Genomic DNA, 22495 nt, shown 5'->3' on the forward strand with positions numbered 1-22495 from the left:
CGACGTGGCGCCGACACCGACGAGCCAGCCGGCGACGTTTGATCTGAATGACCGGGAGACCAGCTTCAATGGGCAGGCGTTGAGCTATGACGCGGATGGTAATTTGACCAGCGATGGGACCAATACGTATACGTGGAATGCCAGAAACCAACTGACACAGGTAAGCCAGAATGGAGTGGCGCAGCTCAGTTACACGTATGACGCGCTGGGAAGAAGGATCAGTAAGACCGTGCAAGCAGGTACGCCGACGCAGTACCTCTACGATCGCTTCAATGCTGTGCAGGAGACACAAGGCAGTGCGATCAATCCGATCCTCAATGGCCTCGGGATCGATGAGCGTTTTGCACGCAACGACATCACAGGGCGCACATACTATCTAAGCGATGGACTGAACAGCACCATTGCTCTCACTGATCCGACAGGTGCAATCAGAGAGCAATACAGCTATGACCCCTACGGCAACGTGACATCCAGTGACACGACGACAGGTTTTACCAATCCGTATCAGTACACGGGCAGAGAAGCCGACTCACCTGGGCTGTATTATTACCGCGCTCGTTACTACAGTCCGACGATGGGTGGATTCATCAGTGAAGATTCGGCTGGATTCCTCGGTGGGCAGCTCACGTACTACGGCTATGCCAGCGGCGACCCATTAGATTTCTACGATCCTATAGGGTTAAGCGCTACATCCGTTGGCGCTGCTTGGGGCGCTGCGATTGGAGGCACTCTCGGCGTCGGAGCCGCTGCCAGTCTCACATGGGCTACAGGGGGCCTCAATGCTCCGTTTATTGCGCCGGAAGTTGCCTGGATGGTTGGGGCCGGAACAGCCGCTGGTGCAGCGGTTGGTGCCATCATTGGTCATAATTCTGCTACGCCGGACTACATCGATGTTCCTGGAAACAAGGTGCCTTGGACAGGGGCGCCTGGGTCAACTGTTCGTGGAGGAACTGGTAGTCGTACATACGGTCCGGATGGTTATCCGGTAACTGATCGAGATCTTGCTCATCCAGATGAAGCGGGTATCGGCAGTGATGATCATTGTCATGATTGGGGAAGACCGTCCGATGGTGGTCCGCCATCGAGCGGAGATCGTGGTCCACCGAGAGAGCCGCAGCCTGGAGATCCGCCGCAGCCGCGTGGTCCAAATGTGCCTCCACCTCAGGGTTAATTAATGATGATACAGACAGACAAATCAGGGATGCTAACGGGCTTCCCTCTTCATGACTCAAAACTTTGTGCACTTAGCTATGCGAATGCAAGCCTCGAACTAACTCTTGATAAGGGGGGTAAACGTTATGTCATATACATAAAGAATATAAGATGCAGCGGGTTCAGCAATTTTAAGTTGGATGGAATATTGAGTGAAATTTTTCTGTGGAAGGTAAGTGACGTTCCGCAAGAAATTTTGCAAATAAGTGACGGAGCGTGGTCAGTACTGTTTTCTGATGTAACGGAAAGTAGTGCAATCCAAGCGGAAATCCAGAATGTGAAAAAGAGGTTTTTTGAATGTTTTCTTGTACAAATTAACTTTTCTTATGGGGGCTCATTTGCATTAATTTGCGATGATCTGAGCATCAGTTAGAGCGAACAGCGGCGAAATGGCGACCATTTGTTGCGTGGTGGGAGTCACTGGGTCAGCGCTTGAAGGTGATGCCACCTATATCAGTGCAACACTCGACGGAATAACCACCGGCACGGTTCAGACACAGCAAAATTAGGGAGAGGTCCGACTTTCCGAGAGTGTCAGAAATTTTGTGTGCAAGCTAAAACAGGGATCGGTTTCGACTCTCTAATCGACCTGCAGAGCATCACCGACCCGCTCAGCCGCACCACCACCTACACCGTCGATAGCCTGGGCCGCCGCATTGCGGCGCGTGATCCGCTCGGTAACGTGACCTTGACGCAGTACGACACCAACGATCGCGTTTCCTCGACAACCGACGCACTCAATCAGACGACGTCCTTGAGCTACGACGGCAACGGCAACGTCTTGCGTGTGGCATTACCCAACACAGGGGTAATTCAATACGCCTACGATGCTCGCAATCGTCTGATCACCCGCACGGACGCGATGAATCAGAGCGAATCGTGGACCTATGACGGGCTCAATCACGTCCTCAGCCACACCGACCGCAAGGGGCAGGTCACGGATATCAGCTACGACGCCCTCAATCGGCGCAGCCTGGTGTCCTATGCGGATGGCTCCGGTATCCAGGCCAGCTATGATGCCGGCAACCGTCTCACCAGCCTGGTCGATTCCAGCAGCGGCACGCTAAGTTGGAGCTATGACGGGTTGAACGACGTTACCGGCACCGCGACGCCGCAAGGAAGTATCAGCTATACCTACGACGCGGCGGAACGACGCGTCAGCATGACACCGGCTGCGCAAGCCACGGCCGACTATACCTACGACAACGCCAACCACCTCACCGCCATTACACAGGGCAGTGAAACGGTACAGCTGGCTTACGACACGGACAACCGCAGGTCCACGCTGACCTTGCCCAACGGCGTAACCGTCAACTACGGGTACGACGCGGCCAGCGAGTTGACTGGCTTAACGTACGCGCAGAGCAACGGTACGAGCTTGGGGAATCTGGTCTACGGCTACGACAGTGATGGACGGATCAATAGCAAGAGCGGCAGTTTCGCGACCGACGTGTTGCCGGCCGCCACCGCGCAGCCTGCTACGTTTGACCTCAATAACAGGGAGACCAGTTTTAATGGGCAGGCGTTGAGCTATGACGCGGATGGTAATTTGACCAGCGATGGGACCAATACCTACCAGTGGAATGCCAGAAACCAGCTCACACAGGTGAGTCAGAATGGTGTGGCACAGCTGAGTTACACGTATGACGCGCTTGGTCGTAGAACGAGCAAGACGGTGCAAGGAGGTACGCCGACGCAGTACCTCTACGATCGCTTCAATGCTGTGCAGGAGACACAAGGCAGTGCGATCAACCCGATCCTCAATGGCCTCGGGATCGATGAGCGTTTTGCACGAAACGATGTGACGGGAAGGACGTACTTCCTCGCGGATGGATTAGGAAGCACGATTGCGCTGACCGATCCGACCGGTGCGATCCGCGAGCAATACAGCTATGACCCCTACGGTAATGTGACACCGAGCGACACGACGACAGGCTTCACGAATCCCTACCAGTACACAGGGCGCGAAGCGGACACCGCGGGTCTCTACTACTACCGTGCGCGCTACTACAGTCCACAGTTTCCTGGCTTCATTAGCGAGGACCGGATCGGATTTGCGGGTGGCCAGTTGAGTTTTTATGCCTATGTGAACGGAAATCCGCTAATGAATGTCGATCCGCTCGGATTGGCGCAACTCACGATCAACGTAGGTGCGATTTTGGCGGGTCAGCTGACCATCGGATACAACAACGGGCAATGGTCGATTGGCCTTAAAGCAGGTATTGGTGAAGGCCTTTCGGTTGAATACGATCCTAATGATCAAAAGGTGGAGTGCGGCTGGGACTGGGGGACCAACTCCTCAGGAAAATTAGGCTTCGTCGACGGAGTTGATGCTGAAGTTAACCATAGTTACACGACAGGTGATACCGAATCTTCCGTCAACGTCAATGATCCAGCGGACACGCACTTGTCGTACCAAACTTCGGTAGAGAATGGTGACATTAATACGTTTAAATTTTTCCAGAGCACGGGACCTACATGGCAAGGGGGGGAGTCTACGTTTATTGGCGTAGGTGGCACTTATACATTCGGCAAATAACAATCTGGGCAAATAGAGGCGACAAATATGATGTGGTTGGTATTGAGGTTAGCGTTGGTACTGGCTGCAATTTTAGGATCCATTACCTATCCGGATCAGACGAGTGCCCCTCCATTTATGTTTTGGGTTATTGCGACGCTGGTCGTGGCGACCTCCGTGTTCGGGTTTCTTTGTGTTGTGGATAGAAGAAGGGCGATTGACAAGGGCTCTCCGTATTTATGGACATCACCGTTTTATCCTCAATCACGATACCCCGCTCAACAGTTCGTCTTAATTGGATATCTCTTCACTTTGGTTGGTGCGATCCGGACAGTTTTGCCACTTTATACGCAACACCGGTTGGTTGGTACAAGCCTCTGCTTGGCTATAGGTGCTTCGATGCTGACTGCGGTCTGGGCTTGGCGTAATTTTTTTTCAAATCCACCATCCCAAAAAAAGGGGGCAAGCTGAGAGCAAGCAACAACGGGGTCAGGTTGCCTTATTTTTGACCATGCTGCGGGGCCGGATGTTTGTGTGATGGACGGTGGGGCGGTCGGGTTTTGACGCACCTTCCAATCGTGGCCTCGATCTCGCGCTGAAATCGTGTCGTTCCCAACGCTGCTGCTGAATGTAGGAACGAATTTCGGTGAGTCGGTCATCATCAATCGCTGTATTAAAAAGCGCTCTGTAGGCTTTATGCCGCTCTTCTGCTGTCGGAGCCAGTGAGAGGTATTGTGCGTGCGGTTTCACCAGCGGGTCGTGCTGACCTAGGGCGTTCGCGTGGTAGCTCGACCAGGCGTACTTTTCGGGGTTGTCCACCATGGCTGCTCGTACGGGGCTGAGCTCTGAACAACGGGGTCAGGTTGCCTTATTTTTGACCATGCTGCGGGGCCAAATGTTTGTGTGATGGACGGTGGGGCGGTCGGGTTTTGACGCACCTTCCAATCGTGGCCTCGATCTCGCGCTGAAACCGTGTCGTTCTCAACGCACGCTGCTGCTGAGAAACGCAACCTGACCCCGTTTTGGAGAGTGATCCATTGGGGCTGCTCGCTGGCCCCAACACGTATGCCTACGTAGGCGGTAATCCGCTCAACTACATCGATCCTTACGGCCTTTGGTGTCTATCCGAAGCCGAAATAGGTGCCATCTCCGGCGGTGTCGGTGGTTTTGTCGGTGGTGCGGTCAGCGGGGGTATTGAAGGCTTCCTTGTAGGTGGACCCGCAGGTGCCATAGGAGGTGCCCTAGGAATGGGTGTGGAGAGCGGACTTGCTGGTGCAGTCATTGGCGCGTGGGTTCCAAGCAGTACGGCAGCGGCAGGATACGCTGGTGCTCTGACCAGCGGAGTCGTAGATGCGTCTAACTCAAGTATTGTGGGTGGAGGTGTTGGTGGGGTCGTCACCTACGCTGCACAACAATCTGGTGCCCCCTTATGGGCTGCGGGTGGAGCCGGCGGACTTGCTGGCGGTGCTGTAACGGGGTTTTTCCGTGTGCCTGCCGCAGCAACTTGGGCTGCGGCAGGCAAGTCTGCTGCTGCAGGAGGATTGGGGGGATTGCTGGGTGGTTTAATCGGCGGCATCACGCAGGAAGTGTTGGAAAAGGGGCAAGATTGTGGCTGCAAAAAATGACTGGCAGAAATATGACTGGCGAAAGTTGCGACACTCCTGTTTTAAAGTGGCTCCGATGATCTTGCTCGCCGGTGTGATTATTCAGGGAATTGCATATGTCATTAAGACGTATTTGGGTTGGTATGTTCCCTCTTTTGTATATCTCGTATTGACGGTGATTGCTTTACTAATCATAAGGAGCAAGTTGAGATATAAGCCATTGGCGAAGACGAATGAAGACGTTACTGAAAAGAACGATAGTGATTAAATGACCCCTTTGTTGCGCAGTGGGCGGCACGGGGTGGTGCTCGAATGTGGCGCTGCCTACCTCACTGCCACACTCGGCGGAATAACCGCAACCACCGGCACGGTTCAGACACAAATCGCGAAAAATGAGGCTTCAGAAACCCCCGGTTGCGGTTGCAGGAAATAGGTGACTTATGAAGCTTATTGTTCTTGTTCCATTCTTGACAGTCTTGGGTGCAAGGTGGATCGTTAGGTCTATCGAAAAATCCCAGGCTACTAGGAGGCCGCCTTCAACGACCTTGTCGGTTTTTCGATATCCCGAAAACGTCTCGAATATTGTGATCGTTTTTAGCGTCATATTGCCGTTGATAACTTTTTTCCTCCCTGATGCTGCAATTAACGGCCTGAGGATAGAAACCGATGTGTTCGGTCTTATGCTCGGTAGCATTTTTCTTTTTGGATGGATCTATCTTCGTAAGTATCGGATTGAAGTTCAGCATGGCGCAATTGAGTATGGTGCGTTCTGGACGACTCGAGTTGACTTATCCAACGTGACGTTAATTCGCTACTACAAAATTAATAACGGAATCAACTTAAAGCTCTACAATGGAAAGAGACGACTAGCCATTTTTGAGGGGGGTGTCAGTGAATTCGATCTCCTTGCGCAGAAAGTGAGGGCCGAAGCGCCTAAAGATGTCAAGGTTGAAGCGTTGGGGGAGGCTACGTTCCACGATTGAGTCTGCAAGTTTGGTGCAACCGAGAGTGTCGAGAGTCATGAGCCCGGCCCCTTCCAATCCACACGGACCGACGGCAAGATCGGTGTCCTGAACGGCTTTTTCTCCACCAGTTTTACAGCGCTAGCTGGTCAAGGGGTGAACAGTACGGAATTCACTTCTGGTGTTCCATTCGTCAAGCCGCTAGAAACCGGAGCTTCGATCGAAGATGGCAACATTTCACCAGCGCCCGTTGTAAATGTTGTCTATGATGAAAGCGCTTTTCAGGGTTCCGGTGGGCAGATGTACTGGTGAGGGTTATAAGTGATGAAACGGCTTAATATATGGTTTTTCTATCGGATATTGGCGGTGGTTCTTGGCATATTTTCTTTAAGTCGAGCCACTTATGCCGATACAAATTTCGGTCCAATCGCTGGATTAATCAGCGGTGCGGTTGGATTTTTGTTCGTATTTTTTGTTGTTAGCAAGAATTCGGTTGTCAGTGAGCAAATGTTTCGGATGACCTCTCCATGTTGGCCGGCTATAAAATACCCCCAAACTTGTTGGTTCTTGTTCGGCGCAACCCTCTTTATATCAGCCGTTGTGAACCTAATAACCCACCTTGGTTCCGCTTCGGTAAGCCTATATGTGGGTCTGCTATTGTTAGGCTTTGGCATGTTCACCGGGGCAGTAGTTGCCCATTATCAGGTGAGAGGAAGAAAATGACCCCGAAACGGAACCAAAGGGGTCACTGTTTTGCCGCTAACGTCAACAGCGAGAGTAATCCTCGCTTCCCTGCATTGCCATGGAGCAGATCGCGCTGCGGCGAATAACGGTACCAGGGTGACTTACGAACTGTGGTTGGGCGAGCCAGTTCACTTAGTGCCAGCGTAGGAAACAGTCGCTTTAACGCGTCATCGCACGGCAAAATCCAGTCGCCGTATCCGAAGGAACGGTCCAAGGGGTGTGTATGAAGTCGCAGGGCAACGGCGTACATCCGACTGGTATGCATGACATGGAGGGCACCAAACCACGAGCGTTGCGTAGAACCATTCGGTTCCTTTCAGCATTCTTGTATGCGCTGCTCTGCACTACGTGTCTTTGGATAGGTGCCGCGCACGCCCAAATCAGCTATGTACACGACGCCAACGGTCGCGTGGTTGCGGTGACGCAAAGCGATGGCACGGTCCTGCAATACAGCTACGACACATTGCGAATAACGGTTCCAGGTCGAGTTTTGCGTTCGTGATGAGTGGCCGTTCCAGGTTGTACTTTGTATTTCACGAGTCATTGCCATGAGAGCCTCGAAACACAAACGAAACGGGTTGTTCCGCCTGATCGTGATTACGCCTGCGGATCCAGAAGAATTCATACATGATAGGGTCGCGGCCCAACAAATTTTGAATCAACTTTCACGGGAAAGGAAAGTGAGGCTAAGCGAGCCAAGGAAGCTTTCCATCACCGGGTTGTCGCAGGACATGACTGTCCGCTTGATGCTGACTACGAAGCCGGCGTACGCAAATAGCTGTTGATGCGCCTTGCTGGCTTACCGCGAACCTTGATCACCGCGATGAATGCCTTCCGCCGCTGGGCGCTATCGTTTCAGCGCCATCGCTGAAGCGTCGCAAGCGAGTATGTGTTCAGGGCGATCCTGGAACCTGGCCGCTTTTTGAGAGTCTTGATATTGAGCGCACTGCTAAAAGGAGAGCCACCATGTCACGCTATCTTCCTTTGGTTTTGTTGCTCTTGAGCACCATTGCTCACGCCGCTACGTCGCTGCGCGTAGGCAATAAGGTACTAACCATAGGCGACAGCGCAGTGCGTGTGCAGGCATTAATGGGGTTGCCGGCCATGCGTACTTTTCTCACTCAAGAAACGGGCGGCATGCCAAATAATCAAATGGCGCGTGGCGAGCAGTGGCAATATGCCCGAGAGGGCAGCACGGTGGTCATAACCATTGTCGGTGGCAGAGTGGCCAACATCGAGACTTTGTATCACTGACCCATCATCACGCCGACACGATCATTTCAACGTTCTTTTTCAGAAATCCGCCCATAACGGCGTAGCACCCTTGCCCCTTCGAGTTATCCAGAAGTAGAGGCTGGGGTTGATGATGCGATGGCGGGTGGATGGGTAACGGATCCTGCGCCTCTTCTGACCGGTCCGCGCTAACTGAGTAGCCCAGGCATTACGGCGGGCGCTAGCGTGGCTAGCTCCATATCGTTCCGGCGCGGCCAGGAACGGCGGCGGACGGCTTGGGCTTTGTAGAGTCCGATCACCTGTGGGTGCGCCCGGGCGAATGTCTTCCCTCGCAACGAGCGGAGATGACCTGGCCGACGTTTCATGGCGCTGATTTTTATCATGGTACCCTTTTAGTTACTAGATCACATAAACGTGCCTAATAGACGAAATATCTAGTACATATCAAACTACCACTACTGATTGATTACACAGTTCTTCCGAACTCCCCCCGTGCTCATTTTTGTAGAGGTTTGATATGACATCCCCCCAGACCATGCGTGCCCTTGTCCTTAACAGCTACAAGGACGGCAAGTTTGTTGAAACCCAGGTTCCCCGCCCTGAGGCAGGCCCTGGACAAGTGCTGGTTCGTATCGCGGCCAGCGGCGTAAATCCGATTGACTCCAAGATCCGCACCGGCGAATTCCCCCACGCGATGCCCGAACTGCCCGCCATTCTTGGAACGGACCTGGCAGGTGTGGTTGAGGCCGTTGGTCGGGGCGTCAAAGCATTCAAGGTCGGCGACGAAGTCTACGGTTTGGCCGGCGGTGTGCGCGGGGTGCCGGGCTCGCTCGCCCAATATGCGGCCGTGGACGCCGATGTGCTGGCGATCAAGCCGAAGAACATCAGCATGCGCGAGGCGGCCGCCATTCCGTTGGTGCTGCTGACGGCCTGGGAAGGCCTGGTTGATGGCGCCCGCGTCAGCGCCGGCCAAAAGGTGTTGGTGTTGGGCGGTGCCGGCGGCGTAGGCCACATGGCGGTGCAAATCGCACGCGCCCGCGGCGCAGAAGTGTTTGCTACCGAAGCGCCGGCCAAGCGCGAGATCATCGAGTCATACGGTGCAACGTGGATCGATCGCAGCACCGATGTCGATACCTACGTGAACACGTACACAGGCGGACAAGGATTCGATGCCGTGTTCGATACCGTTGGCGGCAAGCTGCTTGAGCAAGCCTTGGTGGCAGCAGGCATGCACGGTCACGTATCGAGCAGCCTGGCCTTTGGTCCGATCGACCTCGCCCCGGGCTCACTGAAGGGCGTTACGGTAACGGGTGTCTATGTGCTGCTGCCGCTACTGACCGGCAAACGCCGCACCCATCATGGCGACATTCTGCGCCAGGCGACTGCGCTCATCGAAGCGGAAAAAATCCGCGTGATGGTGGATCCGCAACGCTTCGACTTGTCGAATGCGATCGGCGCGCATGAAGCGCTGCTAGGCGGCAACGTGGTCGGCAAGGCCGTCATCGACGTCGCTTAAGCCGGTAGCCGGATGCATGACGCGCGTTTCAGTGCCCACGCCCAAGTGGGGCAACGGCGCTGAAATTCGCGAACAGCCCGCTCGTCGCCGCTGCTGGAAGCCTCCCGCATAAACAACGCGTGCGAGTACGTGCTTATCTGAAACAACCTGCTCGGCAGGTTAGCGCACGCCGTTTCTTTGAAAGAGATCCGCGGCCGCAGCTTTCCTGCTTTGAGCCAACCCCACGTTGTGGGTTTTTATGTCATGCAAATGAAAGCCTCATAGGAAAAGTCATGAACAAGACCATTTTTATCACCGGCGCATCTTCTGGTTTAGGCAAGGCAACGGCCAAATTTTTTGCGGCCAAGGGCTGGAATGTCATCGCCACCATGCTTGCGCCTGAAAACGAAACAGAGTTGAACCACATCCCCAACGTTCGGCTATTGAAGCTGGATGTAACCAAGGACCACGAAGTGGCCGACGCCGTAAAGGCCTCCACCACCGGCGGCAGCAGCGTGGATGTGGTGTTCAACAACGCAGGATATGGCCTGGCCGGCCCCGTGGAAGCAAGCACCATCGAACAGGTGCAAGACGTCATGGATGTCAATTTCGTTGGTTACATCCGTGTCATCAAGGCATTCACGCCTTATTTCCGCGAGCGCGGCAACGGTCTGTTCATCAACACCTCGTCCATCGCCGCTTATGTGGGTGTGCCCCTGAACTCCATGTACGCCGCAAGCAAATGGGCGATAGAAGGATGGACCGAGTCGGTCAGTTATGAGTTGAACAAAGTAGGCATAACCATCAAGACGGTAAATCCTGGCTGGATGACGGGCACCGAGTTTTTTAGCGACAGTCATATGGTAAAGGCCGCGCCGCACCGCGCCTATCAGCAAGACGTGGACAAGATGCACGCCGCCTTCAAGAGTCCCGAGTATCTTGCGCACGCTTCCACCACGGAAAAAATCGCAGAATCGGTGTATGAAGCGGCCACCGATGGCAAGAACCAGTTGCGCTACTTCGCCGGTGACGATGCCAAAGAACTTTTTGCCCTGCGCCAGCAGTTGGGGCAACAGGCCTACGTGGAAGAACAGCGCCGAAAAGGATGATGCGACGTTAGCGGTGAGTGGCTGGCCTGCAAGGAGGCCAATCATCATGGCGTGTCGTATCAAACCGGTGATGCTGCCACGACGACTTCGGGTCGGTCGCGCATGGGAAGCCATCGATTTCGAATGACACCTACATGCGAAGGTATCGACCCAGTGACCGGCCCCGTTCTTACGGAGAAGACATGTGATCGTTATCAATGTTCTGTATCGAAATACTCCAACCGTTGAATTCAATACCGACTACTACCTGAAAAGCCACATTCCTCTGGCCAGGAAGTTGCTTGAGCCGGCTTTGAAAAGTATCTCGGTGTCCAAGGGAATCAGCGACGGTACGGCTGATTCCAAGGCCGAGTTTCTCGTCCACACCCAGCTCCATTTCGATTCATTGGAATCTTTTCATCAGGCATTCAATCCGCACGTCGATGAAATGCTGTGGGCCGACTTGGTCAATTACTCCAATGAGCCACCTGTCTTACAGATTAGCGAAGCGCTAGTGACCTAAGGCCGCTTGCCATGCGCGGCCTTGATGGGCCGGGTGCTCGATCGAGCGAGAAAGTTTTCGGCAAGTCGCAAAAGCCGCGCGACTGCATAAATCCCTTACCACCAAGGCTTCCAGGACATGCGCGGGCGCCGTGCATTCGCCAAAGCACCCGCAGCGCAGGCAAGGCGGCCGCCGGCGACCATCCCACCGACAACCCATGCGGATTCTGTACTGCATCGATAACACACACACCAAGCCATGAACATGCATTCACGCAACAACGCAGCCAGCGATAGTGCGGACCTCAGCCGCCACCCGGGATTTTCGCGCGTCTTCCAGCCGGGAAAACTTACATTCGGATTCATCGCGCCCCTGGAAGGCTACCGTCGCTCGCCGTTTCCCACACTTGCCGATCACGAAGCCTTGGCCAGGCAGGTGGATCAAGCCGGCTTCACCAGCCTCTGGCTGCGGGATGTTCCTTTTTACGATCCCGGTTTCGGGGATGTCGGGCAGGTGCTGGATCCGTTCGTCTACCTGGGTTTTCTCGCATCGGTGACCAAGCGCCTGACGCTGGGTACTGCCGGCATCGTTGCGCCGCTGCGCGATCCGGTGATCGTGGCCAAGCAAGCTGCGTCGGTCGATCAATTGTCGGGCGGGCGGCTGGTGCTGGGTATGGCATCGGGCGACCGGCCCATTGAATACCCCGCGTTTGGCATCGAATTCGATCATCGGGACGAGCGTTATCGCGAAACGTTTCCGATCATCCGCGCCCTGACCGAAACGAGCTTTCCGCGCTTTGATTGGCAGCACTACGGTACCCTTCAAGGCACCATCGACATGGTGCCCAAGCCGGCAGCCGGACGCATTCCGCTCATCGTGATTGGCCGTTCCAGGCAGACCATCGAGTGGATCGCCCATAACGCCGACGGATGGATCTGGTACGTCAGCGACTATCAACAGATCGGCAAGGTCGTCCAGGCATGGCGGCAGGCGGTTGGCCCCGGGTCATTCAAGCCCTATGGCTACGGCACCTTTTTTGACCTCAGTGCGAATCCGGACGCACCCATCCAGGTCATCCACGGCGTACTGACCGGTGGACGGCATGCGTTGATCGATCTATGGAAACAGCAGGAAGCCTTGGGCGTCTCGCACGTGGCACTGAACCTGAAGCCGCTGCAACGGCCGTTCGCGGCCGTCATGGAGGAGCTGGCCGAGTACGTGCTGCCCGCATTCCCTTCACACACGTAAGGTCGCAGCCCCCGGCGCCAGCCGTTGCGGCGTCCGGGCGGACAAAGCTGGGGCTCAGGACGATGGCCACCACCCGCGGAGCAGTGCCAGGATCCCCGGGCCGCCGCCGTGAAAAAGGCGTGAGAGCAAGGCTTGCCGCACCGGGTCATGCAAAATTCGTCAATTAGTGCGAACGTAGTCGTTCGTCTTTTCACCCAAATCCAAGGAAACACCATGCGCCTCGATCGGACCCTGATGACCTTTGCCGCCATTTGTTCCCTGGGCGTGCCCTTTGCCGCCGCGCATGCACAGGCCGCCAGCATACCCTCGACCGGCCCGGCGGTGCCTGGCGTGTGCATGCTCTCGCGCGAGGCGATTTTTGCCCATGCCAAGATCGGCGTAGCGGCCTCGGCGCGCTTGAAGCAGCTCACCGACCAGGCCCAGGCGCAGATTCGTACCGAACGTCAGCCGATCGATGCGGACATCCAGACCTACCGCTCGCAGCAGGCGTCGCTGTCGACCGAGCAACGCCAGCAGCGCGAACAGGCGCTGGCGCAACGTATGGAGAAAGTGCAGGCCGACCAGGCCCTGCTTGCGCGCGAGTTGGAGGCAACCCGCGCCAAGGCCATGGAACAGATCGCGCAGGATGCGCAACCGATCGTCGTCAGCGCCTACAGCAACCAGCACTGCGGCCTGCTGCTGGACCGCAACGTGGTGTTCGGCGGCAACATGACCAACGACCTCACGCCCGCAGTCGTGGCGGGCCTGGACGCCAAGGTCACCACCATCTCGTTCAACCTGGAAACGCTCCCTGCCGCGAGCGCGCCCAATACCGGCGCGACGCCCTAGTGCGAACCTGGCAAGAAGCTGCCGCCATGCAGCTTCTTGCCCTTGCGGTAAACGCAACAGGCTTCACCGCGCGCATGGCCGGTGAAGTTGCCGATGCGGGTCGTGACAGCTGCCGATCGCCGGGCAAAGATGCGTTCCGGGCTTCACGGCGGGATAACGAATCGCCGTCACAGGGCGATGCCGCGGCGCAGTCGGCACAGCGTCACACGGCCGTCAGGGGCGGCCGGCAGGATGGCCGTGGAAGGACGAGCACATAAGGCCGGATGCCTTGCTGCAGCACGCCGTAAACACACCTTTGATCGATCTCTGTGTTGCGATTGCCATCGCTCCGTACTGGCCGATGGGTCTTGTTGTCTCCCTTGTTTTTTCTTCGCTTGAATTTTTGCGATGGCCTCGCTTGTGTCCGCGTTTTTTCCTGACGGTTTCGTTTCCCGCATTCGCGGCTTGACCAACCCTTTCTGGAGGACCTGACATGTTTAGGGTCTGTTTGCCCGCCATCCGGCGTCATCGCTCAGTCGTGTACGGACGTACACGCCTTCGCTCTTCCTTGGCTGGCGAGCAAACAGCTCCCGGCGCGGGCCACGCCAATAGGGTAAACAGGCCCTAAGCAATCTCACGCGACAAAAGGCTACCTTGGCGCAAGCTTCGCCAAGCCTCATCGCGAAACCGGCAATCCGGTTTCACCCGCCGCCGAACATGCGCGCTTCATTGCGCCGCCGCCGTTTACCGCGCAGAGCCTTACGCTGCCGCTGGAAGCGATTCTTCCCGCCGAGCCGTCCAAGCTGACGATCAACTACTACTCGGTGTCCTTTGCCGATCCGCCGAAGGTATCCAATAAGCCGGCCGACAGCGTGGTGATTCGGGCAGGCAGCGTGGAGAAAGCGGCCTGAATGGCATAGCGTGCGCGGGGGCCAGCGTTCGGCTGGCCCCTTTTCTGTCGCGTGAGCTAAAGCGCAGGTGAGCCTTGCGTGTTGCGCGGCGACGCATCCGACGCCTGAGCGGTGTTACTTGCTCAATAACGCCGGATGGTTGCGCCGCACGTCCACGATCAGCTCGCCGAATAGCGTATTGGCCCAGGCGAACCAACTGCGGGTGAATGTGGCGGGGTCGTCCTGGTCGAATGATTCGTGCATGAAGCCGGTACCGGCGTCCGTGTCGCGCAGCCAGCTCAGGCATTGGCGAATCTGCGCGGGGTCGTTGGCGGTCTGCGCGTACATCATGATCGACATCGGCCAGATCATGCGCAGCCCTTCGTGCGGTCCACCGATGCCTTGCGCGGCCTTGCCTTCGAAGAAATAGGCGTTGCGATGGCTCCATACCCGCGCGCGCGTGCGCTGGTAGAGCGGATCGTTGCGATCGCAGCAGCCCAGATAGGGCAGGCCGAGCAGGCTGGGCACGTTGGCGTCGTCCATGAACAGCTGGTTGCCGAAACCGTCGACTTCGTAGGCCCAATGTTCACCGCCATCGGCATCTTGCATGCGGCCGTCGCGGTGCACGGCCTGTTCGACTTCATCGGCCAGCGCTTCACATTCGGCGGCGAACGCCGCATCGTGATGGATCGCGCGGCTCATCGCCGCCAGCTGGCGCAGGCTCAGCACCGCAAACAGGTTGGACGGCACCAGCAACGGATAGACGCAGGCGTCGTCCGACGGCCGGAACATGGAGTGGATCATGCCGTTCGGCCGGGTGGGATTGCCGTAGCCGGACAGGAATTGCGTCTCGGTCGGGGTGGGCGAGGTGCGCTGGAAGTGGTACGGGCCACGGTCGTGCTTACGTTGTTGAGTACGGAACGTCTGCAGCACCAGGTGCATCGCGGCGCGCCAGTCGTCGTCGAACGGTACGGTGTCGCCGACGGCCTGCCAGTAGCCATGCGCGAGGCGGATCGGATAGCACAGCGAATCGATTTCCCATTTGCGCTCGCCAACGCCGGGTTTCATGTCGGTGTCGTCGTGCCGTGCCCACACCAGCGGCTGCGCATGCGGATCGGGCATGAAGGCATTGGCGTAGGGGTCGATGCGGATGCAACGCGCATGGCGATGGATCAAGCCACGGAACAGGCGCTGCAGCGAGTCATCTTGCCTGGCCAGCGGCAGGTACGGCGTCACCTGCGCGGAAGAGTCGCGCAGCCACATCGCGTCGATGTCGCCGGTGATGACGAACGTGTCGGGCTTACCCTCCAGTGTGCCCACTTCCACCGTGGTGTCGAGTGTGTTGGGGTAGCAGTTCTCGAACATCCAGGCGAGCTTGGGATCGCCGATACCAGCTTTGACCGAGGCCAGCTGGCGTTCGACCGCGTCGCTGACGAACTTGCGCTTGTTGGCCGGCGGGCGCTTGCTGACGAACGACGATGATGGGGCCTGCGCCACGGACACGCCGGGGAGCAGGCCCGCGGCGGCGGCTGACGTGGCGGCTGTGCCCAGAAGTTTTAGGACGTCGCGACGGGTGGGCATGGGCGAAAGCGATCCTTGATGCTTACCTCGCGGTCATTGGGGTGAACGCCGGAATGACCGCGAGGAGAAAGGGGGTATGGGGGTTATGGGGCTTGTTGCGCTTGTTGCGCTTGTTGCGCCACGTGCATCACGTCCGCCAGATTTTGCAGCGTCAACATGTGGCGGAGCGTATCCAGCGACTGCTTGCTGTGCACGATTAGCGTAACCGTTTGTCCGGGCAGCATGTCGAACGCGTTATCCGACACGTTTGCATCCAGATCGCCGAACGACACCCACACGTCGCGCGCCAGCGTGTCGGTGCTCAAGGTCAGCGTATAGCCGTCCGAACCCGCTTCAAGCTTCGCGTCGATATGTGGCGAGGGCAGCTGCAGTTGCTTGGGTTCGTCGAAAAACACCAGGTTCTGCGAGACGGGCTTATCACCATCCAGCAGTTCGAAGACGGCGAACGTCGCATGCGGGTCGGCGCCGTTGAGCAATTGCGCATCGGTGTACGTGGCGACTTTGCTGCTGCTCAAGGCCGGGAGGTTGGCGGCTTCGTCGTGTTCGCCCAGCACCTTGCCGGAGAAGTCCATCGTGCGCATGCGCCAGCGCATGCGTTTGGGCGCGGTACTGTCGGAAACCAGCGATACGGTGGTCGCGCCGTTATTGCGCAAGGCCGCAATCATCAGCGGTGCGTAGAAACGCCGCGCATGGAACTGCAGCGCCTTCCAGCGCCCGAAATAGTCCATGCTGGCCCAGGATGCGCCCGGCCACACATCGTTGAGCTGCCAGTACAGCGAACCCATCGCCTGCGGCCGCGAAGCGCGCAAGTGTTCGGCGGCCAGCTGGATGCCCTGCGCCTGCATGACCTGGCTCAGGTAGACGAAGGAGGCGAAGTCCTTCGGCTCGCCGAAGCTGCGCGTGATGTACAGCAGCAGGCGCTTGTTGCCGTTGCCGCTGTCGTATTTCTGGTGCGCGCGCATCACCGGCGATTCGGGCTGCAGGTCGCCGGGCTCGGTGAAGGCATGGATGGTGCGCATGTCGGGGAACGATTGCAGGCCGTATTCGGACTGGAAGCGCGGCGTCACGTTGAGGTATTCGGTGACCGGCTTGGCCTCGCCCGACCATACGTTCCAATAGTGGTAGTCGCCGTTGTCCAGCACATTGGCCGGGCCTTCGTAGTCGGTGCTGGGCGAGCTGGCCCAGTACGGCACGCCGGGGTCGTAGCGCGCGACGACATTGCGCAGGGTATTGCTGAAAAGATTCACCATGCCGGTGACGATACGCTCGCGCTCGTCCGGCGAGATTGCGGCCTTGAACGCGATGCGGTCGGACCAGCTGTCCCAGCCGGTCTGCACTTCGTTGTTGCCCACCCAGATCACGATGCTGGGGTGGTCGCGCAGGCGCTTGACCTGCTCGATCGCCTCTTCGCGCGTGTTTTGGACATAAGCCTGGTCGTTGGGCGGAATGGCGCCGCCGAACATGAAGTCGTGCCACAGCATGATGCCGAGCCGATCGGCCATTTCGTAAAACGCGTCGGGGAGGTAATAGCCGCCGCCCCAGATGCGCAGCATGTTCATGTTGGCGTCGCGCGCCGACTGCAGCACCTGCCGCATCTGCGCGTCGGTGACGCGGGTGGGGATGCTGTCGAACGGGATCATGTCCGCGCCCTTGGCGAATACCGGAATGCCGTTGATCACGAAAGCGAAGCTGCGGCCCCAGGCATCGTGCTCGCGGCGCAGCTCGACGGTGCGCAAGCCGGTGGCGTGCTGCGCCTGGTAGATGTCGCCATCGGCATCGCGGATGTCAGCCTTGAAGGTGTACATGTCCTGCGCGCCGTAGCCGGCCGGATACCAGCGCTTGGGATCGGCGATGCGCAGGGGCAAGCTGAGGTGGTTGGTGCCGGGATCGACAATAACGTCGCGCTCCACATGTGCCGCCGTCTGGCCGTCCGGACCGATCGCGTCGATGCTGACGTGCAGCGGCTTGCTGGCGTCGGCCTGGATCTCCAGCTGCGCCTGCACGTGCGCGGCTTCGCGCGCGACGTAGGTTTGCTCGATATGGAAGTCCTCCACATGCGGACCGTTCCAGCTGTCCAGGTGCACCTTCTGCCAGATGCCTTCGGTGACGATGCGCGGGCCCCAATCCCAGCCGTACTGGTAGTTGGCCTTGCGCACGTAATTGGCCGTCTGTTTGCCCTTGGGTTCGTCGCCGAAGGCGGAATCGAATTCGCCCGGCAACGCGTACGGTTGCTTGAGCAGCCACGGCTGCAGCCGCTTGATCGGCGAATACAGGCGCACCTCCAGCAGGTTGCTGCCCACATGCAGCGCACGTTTTGCCGGGATGCGCCAGCGACGGAACATGTTGTCCGCGTCGATCAGCTTGGTGCCGTTGAGATAGACGTCGGCGAAGGTATCCAGCCCGTCGAACACCAGTTCCACGTGCTGGCGATCGAGCGTGGCTTGATCGACGGTGAAATGCGTCTGGTATTGCCAGTCGGCCAGGCCCACCCACTGCACCTTCGCTTCGTTGTCGCGAAAGTACGGATCGGGCAGCAGCTTGGCCGTCAACAAGTCGGCCTGCACCATGCCGGGCACACTGGCGGCATGCCAGCGCGTTGCGGCGGCGTGTGCCTTGGCCTGGCTGTCGCCCTCGGCGAGGCGAAAGCGCCAGCCGCTGTCCAGGTTTTGCGTGGTGGTCTGCGCCGCGACCGGCCGAAAAGCCAGGCAGGCCAATGCAAGGCAGAGGCCGAACATGGCCGCGCGCCGCTTGCCACCCGGCCGGGTCGAGAGATTGTTGTGCATCATATGGTTGGATCGCCCTTGCTGGATCATGCCGGCCGCGCCGTGGCAACGCTTCAAGCCATGGCTGCATTCCCGGTTCCGTGCTGTCGGATCGTTGGAATATACCCATTTAGATCGATCCATATCCAACGACACTAACAGTTCCGGACCGGGTGGCGCATGCCGCAGCGCAATAGGGGCGGCGTGGGGTGGATGTGTGCGCCTAGGCGGCCGTATCACATGAGGGCCGCCTCATGTACCTATCGTCGGTGCCGTCGGATGAAACGCCCGCAGCTTGAGATCATCGTTGCCCGCGGCAGGTGTCCGTCGGCAACGTCGGGATGTCCACCATCCAACGGCAAATCAACGCAATACGCGCCGAGGAAATGTCCAAGGGCAACGTGCGATGAAAATCGCCGTAACCGCGGCTAAACCGTTACGTTTCACAGTTATGCGCATTTCAGGTCGTGGCGCCGACGATAACCTCACCTTGAACGAGGGTTATCGCATGAAAATCTTCACAGGTCTTGCCGCCACCGCGATCGCCGTGCTGGCGTTCGCTCTCGCCGCTCCGCGTGTCCAGGCTCAGGTTGCGATCGGCGTGAACATCGGGCCGGCACCGGTGTGCCCTTACGGTTATTACGATTACGCGCCTTACGCGTGCGCGCCTTACGGCTACTACGGGCCGGAGTGGTTCTCCGGTGGCGTGTTCATCGGCGCAGGCCCCTGGTATCACGGTCCGGCGTATTTTCGCGGTCACGTGGATAGCCGTTACGACGTGCGTGGCGGTTATCACGGGCCGATCCCGCGCCACGGCGACCATCCGGTGCCGCATCCGGGCGGCGGATTCCACGGCAATGAATACCGCGACGGGCACGGCAACGTCGTGCATTGATGGCGTGCGCGTGGCAGGTTGCTTCACGAAAACGAGGGCCGCGATGGCCCTCGCTTTTTAGGCCGCATCACGCGCACCTCTGCGGATGTGCGCTATCAGGACGCCACCTGGGCTTTGAGTGCGGCGGCGGCCTTGGGAAACCAGGGGCCGTTGGCGCTCAATGCCTGGGCCACCGCCTGCCTGGCCTCGGCGTCGCGATGCAGGGCTTTGAGCGCCGTCACGCGGTAGGAGGTAACGCGCAGGCGATTTTCGCCGTATGAGGCGTCGTAGGCCTGCGCCAGATAGGGCAACGCCTGGGCCGGCTTGCCCTGCGCCAGCAGGATGCGTCCGTAACGGTAGGGATAGACGAAATCGTGCGGGTAGGCGGCGATCAGCTTGCGCAGATAAGCGTCCAGCTCCGCATCGCGATGGGCGCGCGACAGATAAACCCACAGGTTGTCGGCGAGGTTTCGATCGCTGGCGAGATGGCTGCCCAGGCGCTTGCGCGTGGTGTCGATGGCGCGGTCGAGCACCGCCGTCTCCGCCGCGCTGTCCCCCAGCGCGGCATCGAGATCGGCGCTGGTCAGCACGGCGCTGCGTTGATCGGCGCAACTGGGCGTGGCGGCAAAGACCTGCGTATCCAGGTAGCGATCGAGCGGCTGGCGTTGCGCAGCCAGCAACGCCTTGCGCTGCGCGTCGCCGAGATGCTTGCTGGCATCGAGCAAGCTGTCGAGCACGTACGGGCGTTGGCAGTCGGTGTCGGCGGCCAGCACCTTCTGCGCACTGGCGATGATCGCGGCCTGGTCGGTGCCGGCCTCGGCCTTGGCCAGCGCCAGTTCGTCCAGCGCCAGCGTCACGTGCGCATCGCCCGAAGCGGATTTGCGCACGGCCTGCGGCAGCGTGGCAAACCAGGCCAGTCCCGGTGCGCCTTCGGAGCGTGCCTGGTACGCGTCGAGCACGGCAGCCACCGCATCGATCGCGCCGCCCTGCGCGCGGCGCTTGAAGGTATCGAGCGTATTGCCGTTGGCCAGAATCGCGTCGATGAGCGGATAGAACTTCTGCCTTGGCTGTTCGGCGGTGATGCGGCCCAGTTCGTTGCCATGCTCGTCGAGAACGACGTACGTGGGCAGGAACGAAATCTTCAACTTATCCATCCACGCCTGGCCGTCGGGCGAATCGGCATCCACGTCGACCACGATGGCCTTGTGCTGCAGCGCCTGCCAGTCCGCGCCGGTCAGCACGTGGCTGCTCATGTAGTAGCAGGAGTAGCACCACACCGCATGGAAATCCAGCAGCACCGGACGATGCTGCCGGGCGGACGCTTGCAACGCGGCCGCGACAGTGGGCGAGTCGGCGAGATCGGCAGCGTGCAGCGGGCCGGCGGCGGCCAGGGAAAAGACGAACGCCGACATCAAGGTGCGCAGTGGTAGGTTCATGGATTCCCCGCAGCGGCAATGGGCCTTGGCAACATAACCCGCCACCGTCTAGATGGCTAGATGGCCATCTGCCACGACGGCAAGGCCATGGCGTCAGGCAGGCAGGGTCGAGGCGGCGGCCTGGGAGCGGTCCGGCACCAGTGCCGCGGCCAGCGCATGGGCGGCGCTGCGGATTTCCGGCATCGCGGTGCATTCCCACAGGTTGCCGCGCAGCAGAGAACCGATGGCATACAGGCCCGGCTGCAGGTCGCCGCGCGTGTTGACGAGCCGGCCGTCGGCGCCGGCCAGTACGCCCAGCTGCAGCGGATCGGGCACCGCCAGGCCGTCCTCAAGCAACTGCGACAGCAACGTATGCTCGGTAAAGGCGACAGCGGTATCCAGGCCCGTGGCCTGCACCACCAGGTCCGCCTGCAAGGTGGAAAGAACTTGCGTGGCGCGCGAACGCACGGTCACCTCGAGCGGCCCCTGGCCATCGACGCCAAGCACGCGCGCAGCTTGTACCTGCAGGCGCCCCTCGTCGCGCAACTGCTGGATGGCCTGGGCCGAGCGCGGCGGCACGCGATGGCGCGCGGCTTCCCAGATCCAGCGCGCATGACGCAGAAACTGCCGTCGTTGCGGGGCGGTCAGCCCCTGCCACAGGGACGCGTTGATCGGACGCATGCCGTCGATCACGCTGCGCCAGTCCAGGTTCGGGCGTTCGCGCAGTGCATCGCGGATATGCCGCAGCATGGGTGCGGCACCGTCGCAGGCGAGCAGTTGCGCATTGAGATGGGGCTGTCCGGCATACGCGCTCGCGGGCGCGACCGGATGCACGAAAGGCAGCTGGCCATGGCGCGATACCGCAATCAGCTCCGCGTCGGGCCAGCGCGTGGAGGCGGACAACAGCGTATCCACGGCGGTGAGGCCGGTGCCGATCACGATCAGGCGGCGCGGTGCGCGTGTGCGCGTGGGCAGCCGCCAGGGATCGAGTTCGTAGGCGCCGCTGGCGAGCGCCTGCGGGGTTACCGTGCGCAGCGGCCGTGGTGCAAGCGCGCCGACCGCCAGTACCACGACATCCGCGCGCAAGGACGCGCGATCGGCGAGCAAAATCTCGTAGCCGTCGAGCTGCGGCTCCACGCGCACGGCCTCCTGCGCGTGTACGACGAAGCGCCGTCCGCGCTGCGTCGCCGCCTCGATGCGCCGGCGCAGCTGCGCTTGGACGAAGTCGCCGAACAGCCGGCGCGGCAGGAAATCCGTCGCACGCACGTTTGTGTCGCCGCGCGCGGCGTGCTGTACGAATTCTTCGTCCTGGTCGGCATACAGGCCCATGCCGCCGGCGCGTACGTTGAGCAGGTGATGATCGTCGTCCGTGGCATACGCCACGCCTCGGCCGGCGACGGCGTGGCCGGCGATCCAGTGCAGCGCACCTGCGTCTTCCCGGTTGAGAAGGGAGCCGAACACCGCGGCGCCAGCGGCGCCGCCTCCAATGATGGCGATATCAGTCATGACAACTCCGGGGGACAGACAAGCATGTTGCCGCAATCGGTTGCAAAACACACG

The 22495-nt window shown here is 59.1% G+C and carries 17 protein-coding genes; 12 read left to right on the forward strand and 5 right to left on the reverse strand.

What is annotated here, in order from left to right; translation table 11 throughout:
• The 3 genes from VME63_RS05435 to VME63_RS05445 form a co-directional block, all read left to right on the forward strand.
• Positions 1 to 1171 (forward strand): RHS repeat-associated core domain-containing protein (locus VME63_RS05435; protein ID WP_325431055.1); only part of this gene is annotated, 1171 nt, incomplete at its 5' end.
• Positions 1172 to 1759: 588 nt separating this feature from the next.
• Complete coding sequence (locus VME63_RS05440; RefSeq protein WP_325431057.1) at positions 1760 to 3751, forward strand: RHS repeat-associated core domain-containing protein; 1992 nt, start codon at positions 1760 to 1762, stop codon at positions 3749 to 3751.
• A gap of 27 nt (positions 3752 to 3778) precedes the next feature.
• Complete coding sequence (locus VME63_RS05445; RefSeq protein ID WP_325431059.1) at positions 3779 to 4201, forward strand: hypothetical protein; 423 nt, start codon at positions 3779 to 3781, stop codon at positions 4199 to 4201.
• An 18-nt stretch (positions 4202 to 4219) separates the two neighbouring features.
• Here VME63_RS05445 and VME63_RS05450 read toward each other — a convergent pair whose 3' ends face one another.
• Complete coding sequence (locus VME63_RS05450; RefSeq protein ID WP_325431061.1) at positions 4220 to 4552, reverse strand: hypothetical protein; 333 nt, start codon at positions 4550 to 4552, stop codon at positions 4220 to 4222.
• A gap of 528 nt (positions 4553 to 5080) precedes the next feature.
• Between VME63_RS05450 and VME63_RS05455 the strand changes: the two genes are divergently transcribed.
• From VME63_RS05455 to VME63_RS05490, 8 genes are all read left to right on the forward strand, one after another.
• A complete protein-coding gene (locus VME63_RS05455; protein WP_325431063.1) occupies positions 5081 to 5203 on the forward strand; it encodes a hypothetical protein in 123 nt (40 codons plus the stop codon).
• A gap of 571 nt (positions 5204 to 5774) precedes the next feature.
• On the forward strand, positions 5775 to 6317 hold the full coding sequence (locus VME63_RS05460) for a hypothetical protein (RefSeq protein WP_325431065.1): 543 nt from the start codon (positions 5775 to 5777) through the stop codon (positions 6315 to 6317).
• A gap of 1689 nt (positions 6318 to 8006) precedes the next feature.
• Positions 8007 to 8294, forward strand: coding sequence for a DUF2845 domain-containing protein (locus tag VME63_RS05465; protein ID WP_325431067.1), 288 nt, complete (start codon positions 8007 to 8009; stop codon positions 8292 to 8294).
• 514 nt (positions 8295 to 8808) lie between these two features.
• Positions 8809 to 9789 carry a zinc-dependent alcohol dehydrogenase family protein gene (locus VME63_RS05470; RefSeq protein WP_414648208.1) on the forward strand — a complete coding sequence of 327 codons (981 nt, stop codon included), beginning with the start codon at positions 8809 to 8811 and terminating at the stop codon, positions 9787 to 9789.
• 272 nt (positions 9790 to 10061) lie between these two features.
• Positions 10062 to 10877: an SDR family oxidoreductase gene (locus VME63_RS05475; RefSeq protein ID WP_325431071.1), complete on the forward strand. Its 816-nt coding sequence runs from the start codon at positions 10062 to 10064 to the stop codon at positions 10875 to 10877.
• Between the two features lie 184 nt (positions 10878 to 11061).
• On the forward strand, positions 11062 to 11379 hold the full coding sequence (locus VME63_RS05480) for an EthD family reductase (RefSeq protein WP_325431073.1): 318 nt from the start codon (positions 11062 to 11064) through the stop codon (positions 11377 to 11379).
• 237 nt (positions 11380 to 11616) lie between these two features.
• Positions 11617 to 12606, forward strand: a complete 990-nt coding sequence (locus tag VME63_RS05485; protein WP_325431075.1) for an LLM class oxidoreductase — start codon at positions 11617 to 11619, stop codon at positions 12604 to 12606.
• A 213-nt stretch (positions 12607 to 12819) separates the two neighbouring features.
• Positions 12820 to 13434, forward strand: coding sequence for an OmpH family outer membrane protein (locus tag VME63_RS05490; protein ID WP_325431077.1), 615 nt, complete (start codon positions 12820 to 12822; stop codon positions 13432 to 13434).
• 1004 nt (positions 13435 to 14438) lie between these two features.
• Here the strand turns inward: VME63_RS05490 and VME63_RS05495 are convergent.
• Both VME63_RS05495 and VME63_RS05500 read right to left on the reverse strand, forming a co-directional pair.
• Entirely contained in the window at positions 14439 to 15884 is a 1446-nt protein-coding gene (locus VME63_RS05495; protein ID WP_325431078.1) for a glycoside hydrolase family 125 protein, read from the reverse strand.
• Positions 15885 to 15967: 83 nt separating this feature from the next.
• Positions 15968 to 18670 (reverse strand): beta-mannosidase, encoded by a 2703-nt coding sequence (locus VME63_RS05500; RefSeq protein ID WP_325431142.1) that lies wholly within the window; start codon positions 18668 to 18670, stop codon positions 15968 to 15970.
• Positions 18671 to 19154: 484 nt separating this feature from the next.
• Between VME63_RS05500 and VME63_RS05505 the strand changes: the two genes are divergently transcribed.
• Entirely contained in the window at positions 19155 to 19541 is a 387-nt protein-coding gene (locus VME63_RS05505; protein WP_325431080.1) for a hypothetical protein, read from the forward strand.
• A gap of 95 nt (positions 19542 to 19636) precedes the next feature.
• Here the strand turns inward: VME63_RS05505 and VME63_RS05510 are convergent, their stop codons facing one another.
• Complete coding sequence (locus tag VME63_RS05510) at positions 19637 to 20956, reverse strand: thioredoxin family protein (protein WP_325431081.1); 1320 nt, start codon at positions 20954 to 20956, stop codon at positions 19637 to 19639.
• 93 nt (positions 20957 to 21049) lie between these two features.
• Positions 21050 to 22441 (reverse strand): FAD/NAD(P)-binding protein, encoded by a 1392-nt coding sequence (locus tag VME63_RS05515; RefSeq protein ID WP_325431083.1) that lies wholly within the window; start codon positions 22439 to 22441, stop codon positions 21050 to 21052.
• Between the last annotated feature and the right edge of the window lie 54 nt (positions 22442 to 22495).

The sequence above is a fragment of the Dyella sp. genome (assembly GCF_035503745.1).
Lineage (GTDB): Bacteria > Pseudomonadota > Gammaproteobacteria > Xanthomonadales > Rhodanobacteraceae > Dyella_B.

Coding starts and splice junctions, on each gene's coding strand:
- VME63_RS05515 (WP_325431083.1), bottom strand. CDS start 22,441: ATGACTGATATCGCCATCATTGGAGGCGGCGCCGCTGGCGCCGCGGTG.
- VME63_RS05495 (WP_325431078.1), bottom strand. CDS start 15,884: ATGCCCACCCGTCGCGACGTCCTAAAACTTCTGGGCACAGCCGCCACG.
- VME63_RS05485 (WP_325431075.1), top strand. CDS start 11,617: ATGAACATGCATTCACGCAACAACGCAGCCAGCGATAGTGCGGACCTC.
- VME63_RS05505 (WP_325431080.1), top strand. CDS start 19,155: ATGAAAATCTTCACAGGTCTTGCCGCCACCGCGATCGCCGTGCTGGCG.
- VME63_RS05510 (WP_325431081.1), bottom strand. CDS start 20,956: ATGAACCTACCACTGCGCACCTTGATGTCGGCGTTCGTCTTTTCCCTG.
- VME63_RS05460 (WP_325431065.1), top strand. CDS start 5,775: ATGAAGCTTATTGTTCTTGTTCCATTCTTGACAGTCTTGGGTGCAAGG.
- VME63_RS05500 (WP_325431142.1), bottom strand. CDS start 18,670: ATGATGCACAACAATCTCTCGACCCGGCCGGGTGGCAAGCGGCGCGCG.
- VME63_RS05445 (WP_325431059.1), top strand. CDS start 3,779: ATGATGTGGTTGGTATTGAGGTTAGCGTTGGTACTGGCTGCAATTTTA.
- VME63_RS05455 (WP_325431063.1), top strand. CDS start 5,081: ATGCGTCTAACTCAAGTATTGTGGGTGGAGGTGTTGGTGGGGTCGTCA.
- VME63_RS05450 (WP_325431061.1), bottom strand. CDS start 4,552: ATGGTGGACAACCCCGAAAAGTACGCCTGGTCGAGCTACCACGCGAAC.
- VME63_RS05465 (WP_325431067.1), top strand. CDS start 8,007: ATGTCACGCTATCTTCCTTTGGTTTTGTTGCTCTTGAGCACCATTGCT.
- VME63_RS05475 (WP_325431071.1), top strand. CDS start 10,062: ATGAACAAGACCATTTTTATCACCGGCGCATCTTCTGGTTTAGGCAAG.
- VME63_RS05490 (WP_325431077.1), top strand. CDS start 12,820: ATGCGCCTCGATCGGACCCTGATGACCTTTGCCGCCATTTGTTCCCTG.
- VME63_RS05470 (WP_414648208.1), top strand. CDS start 8,809: ATGCGTGCCCTTGTCCTTAACAGCTACAAGGACGGCAAGTTTGTTGAA.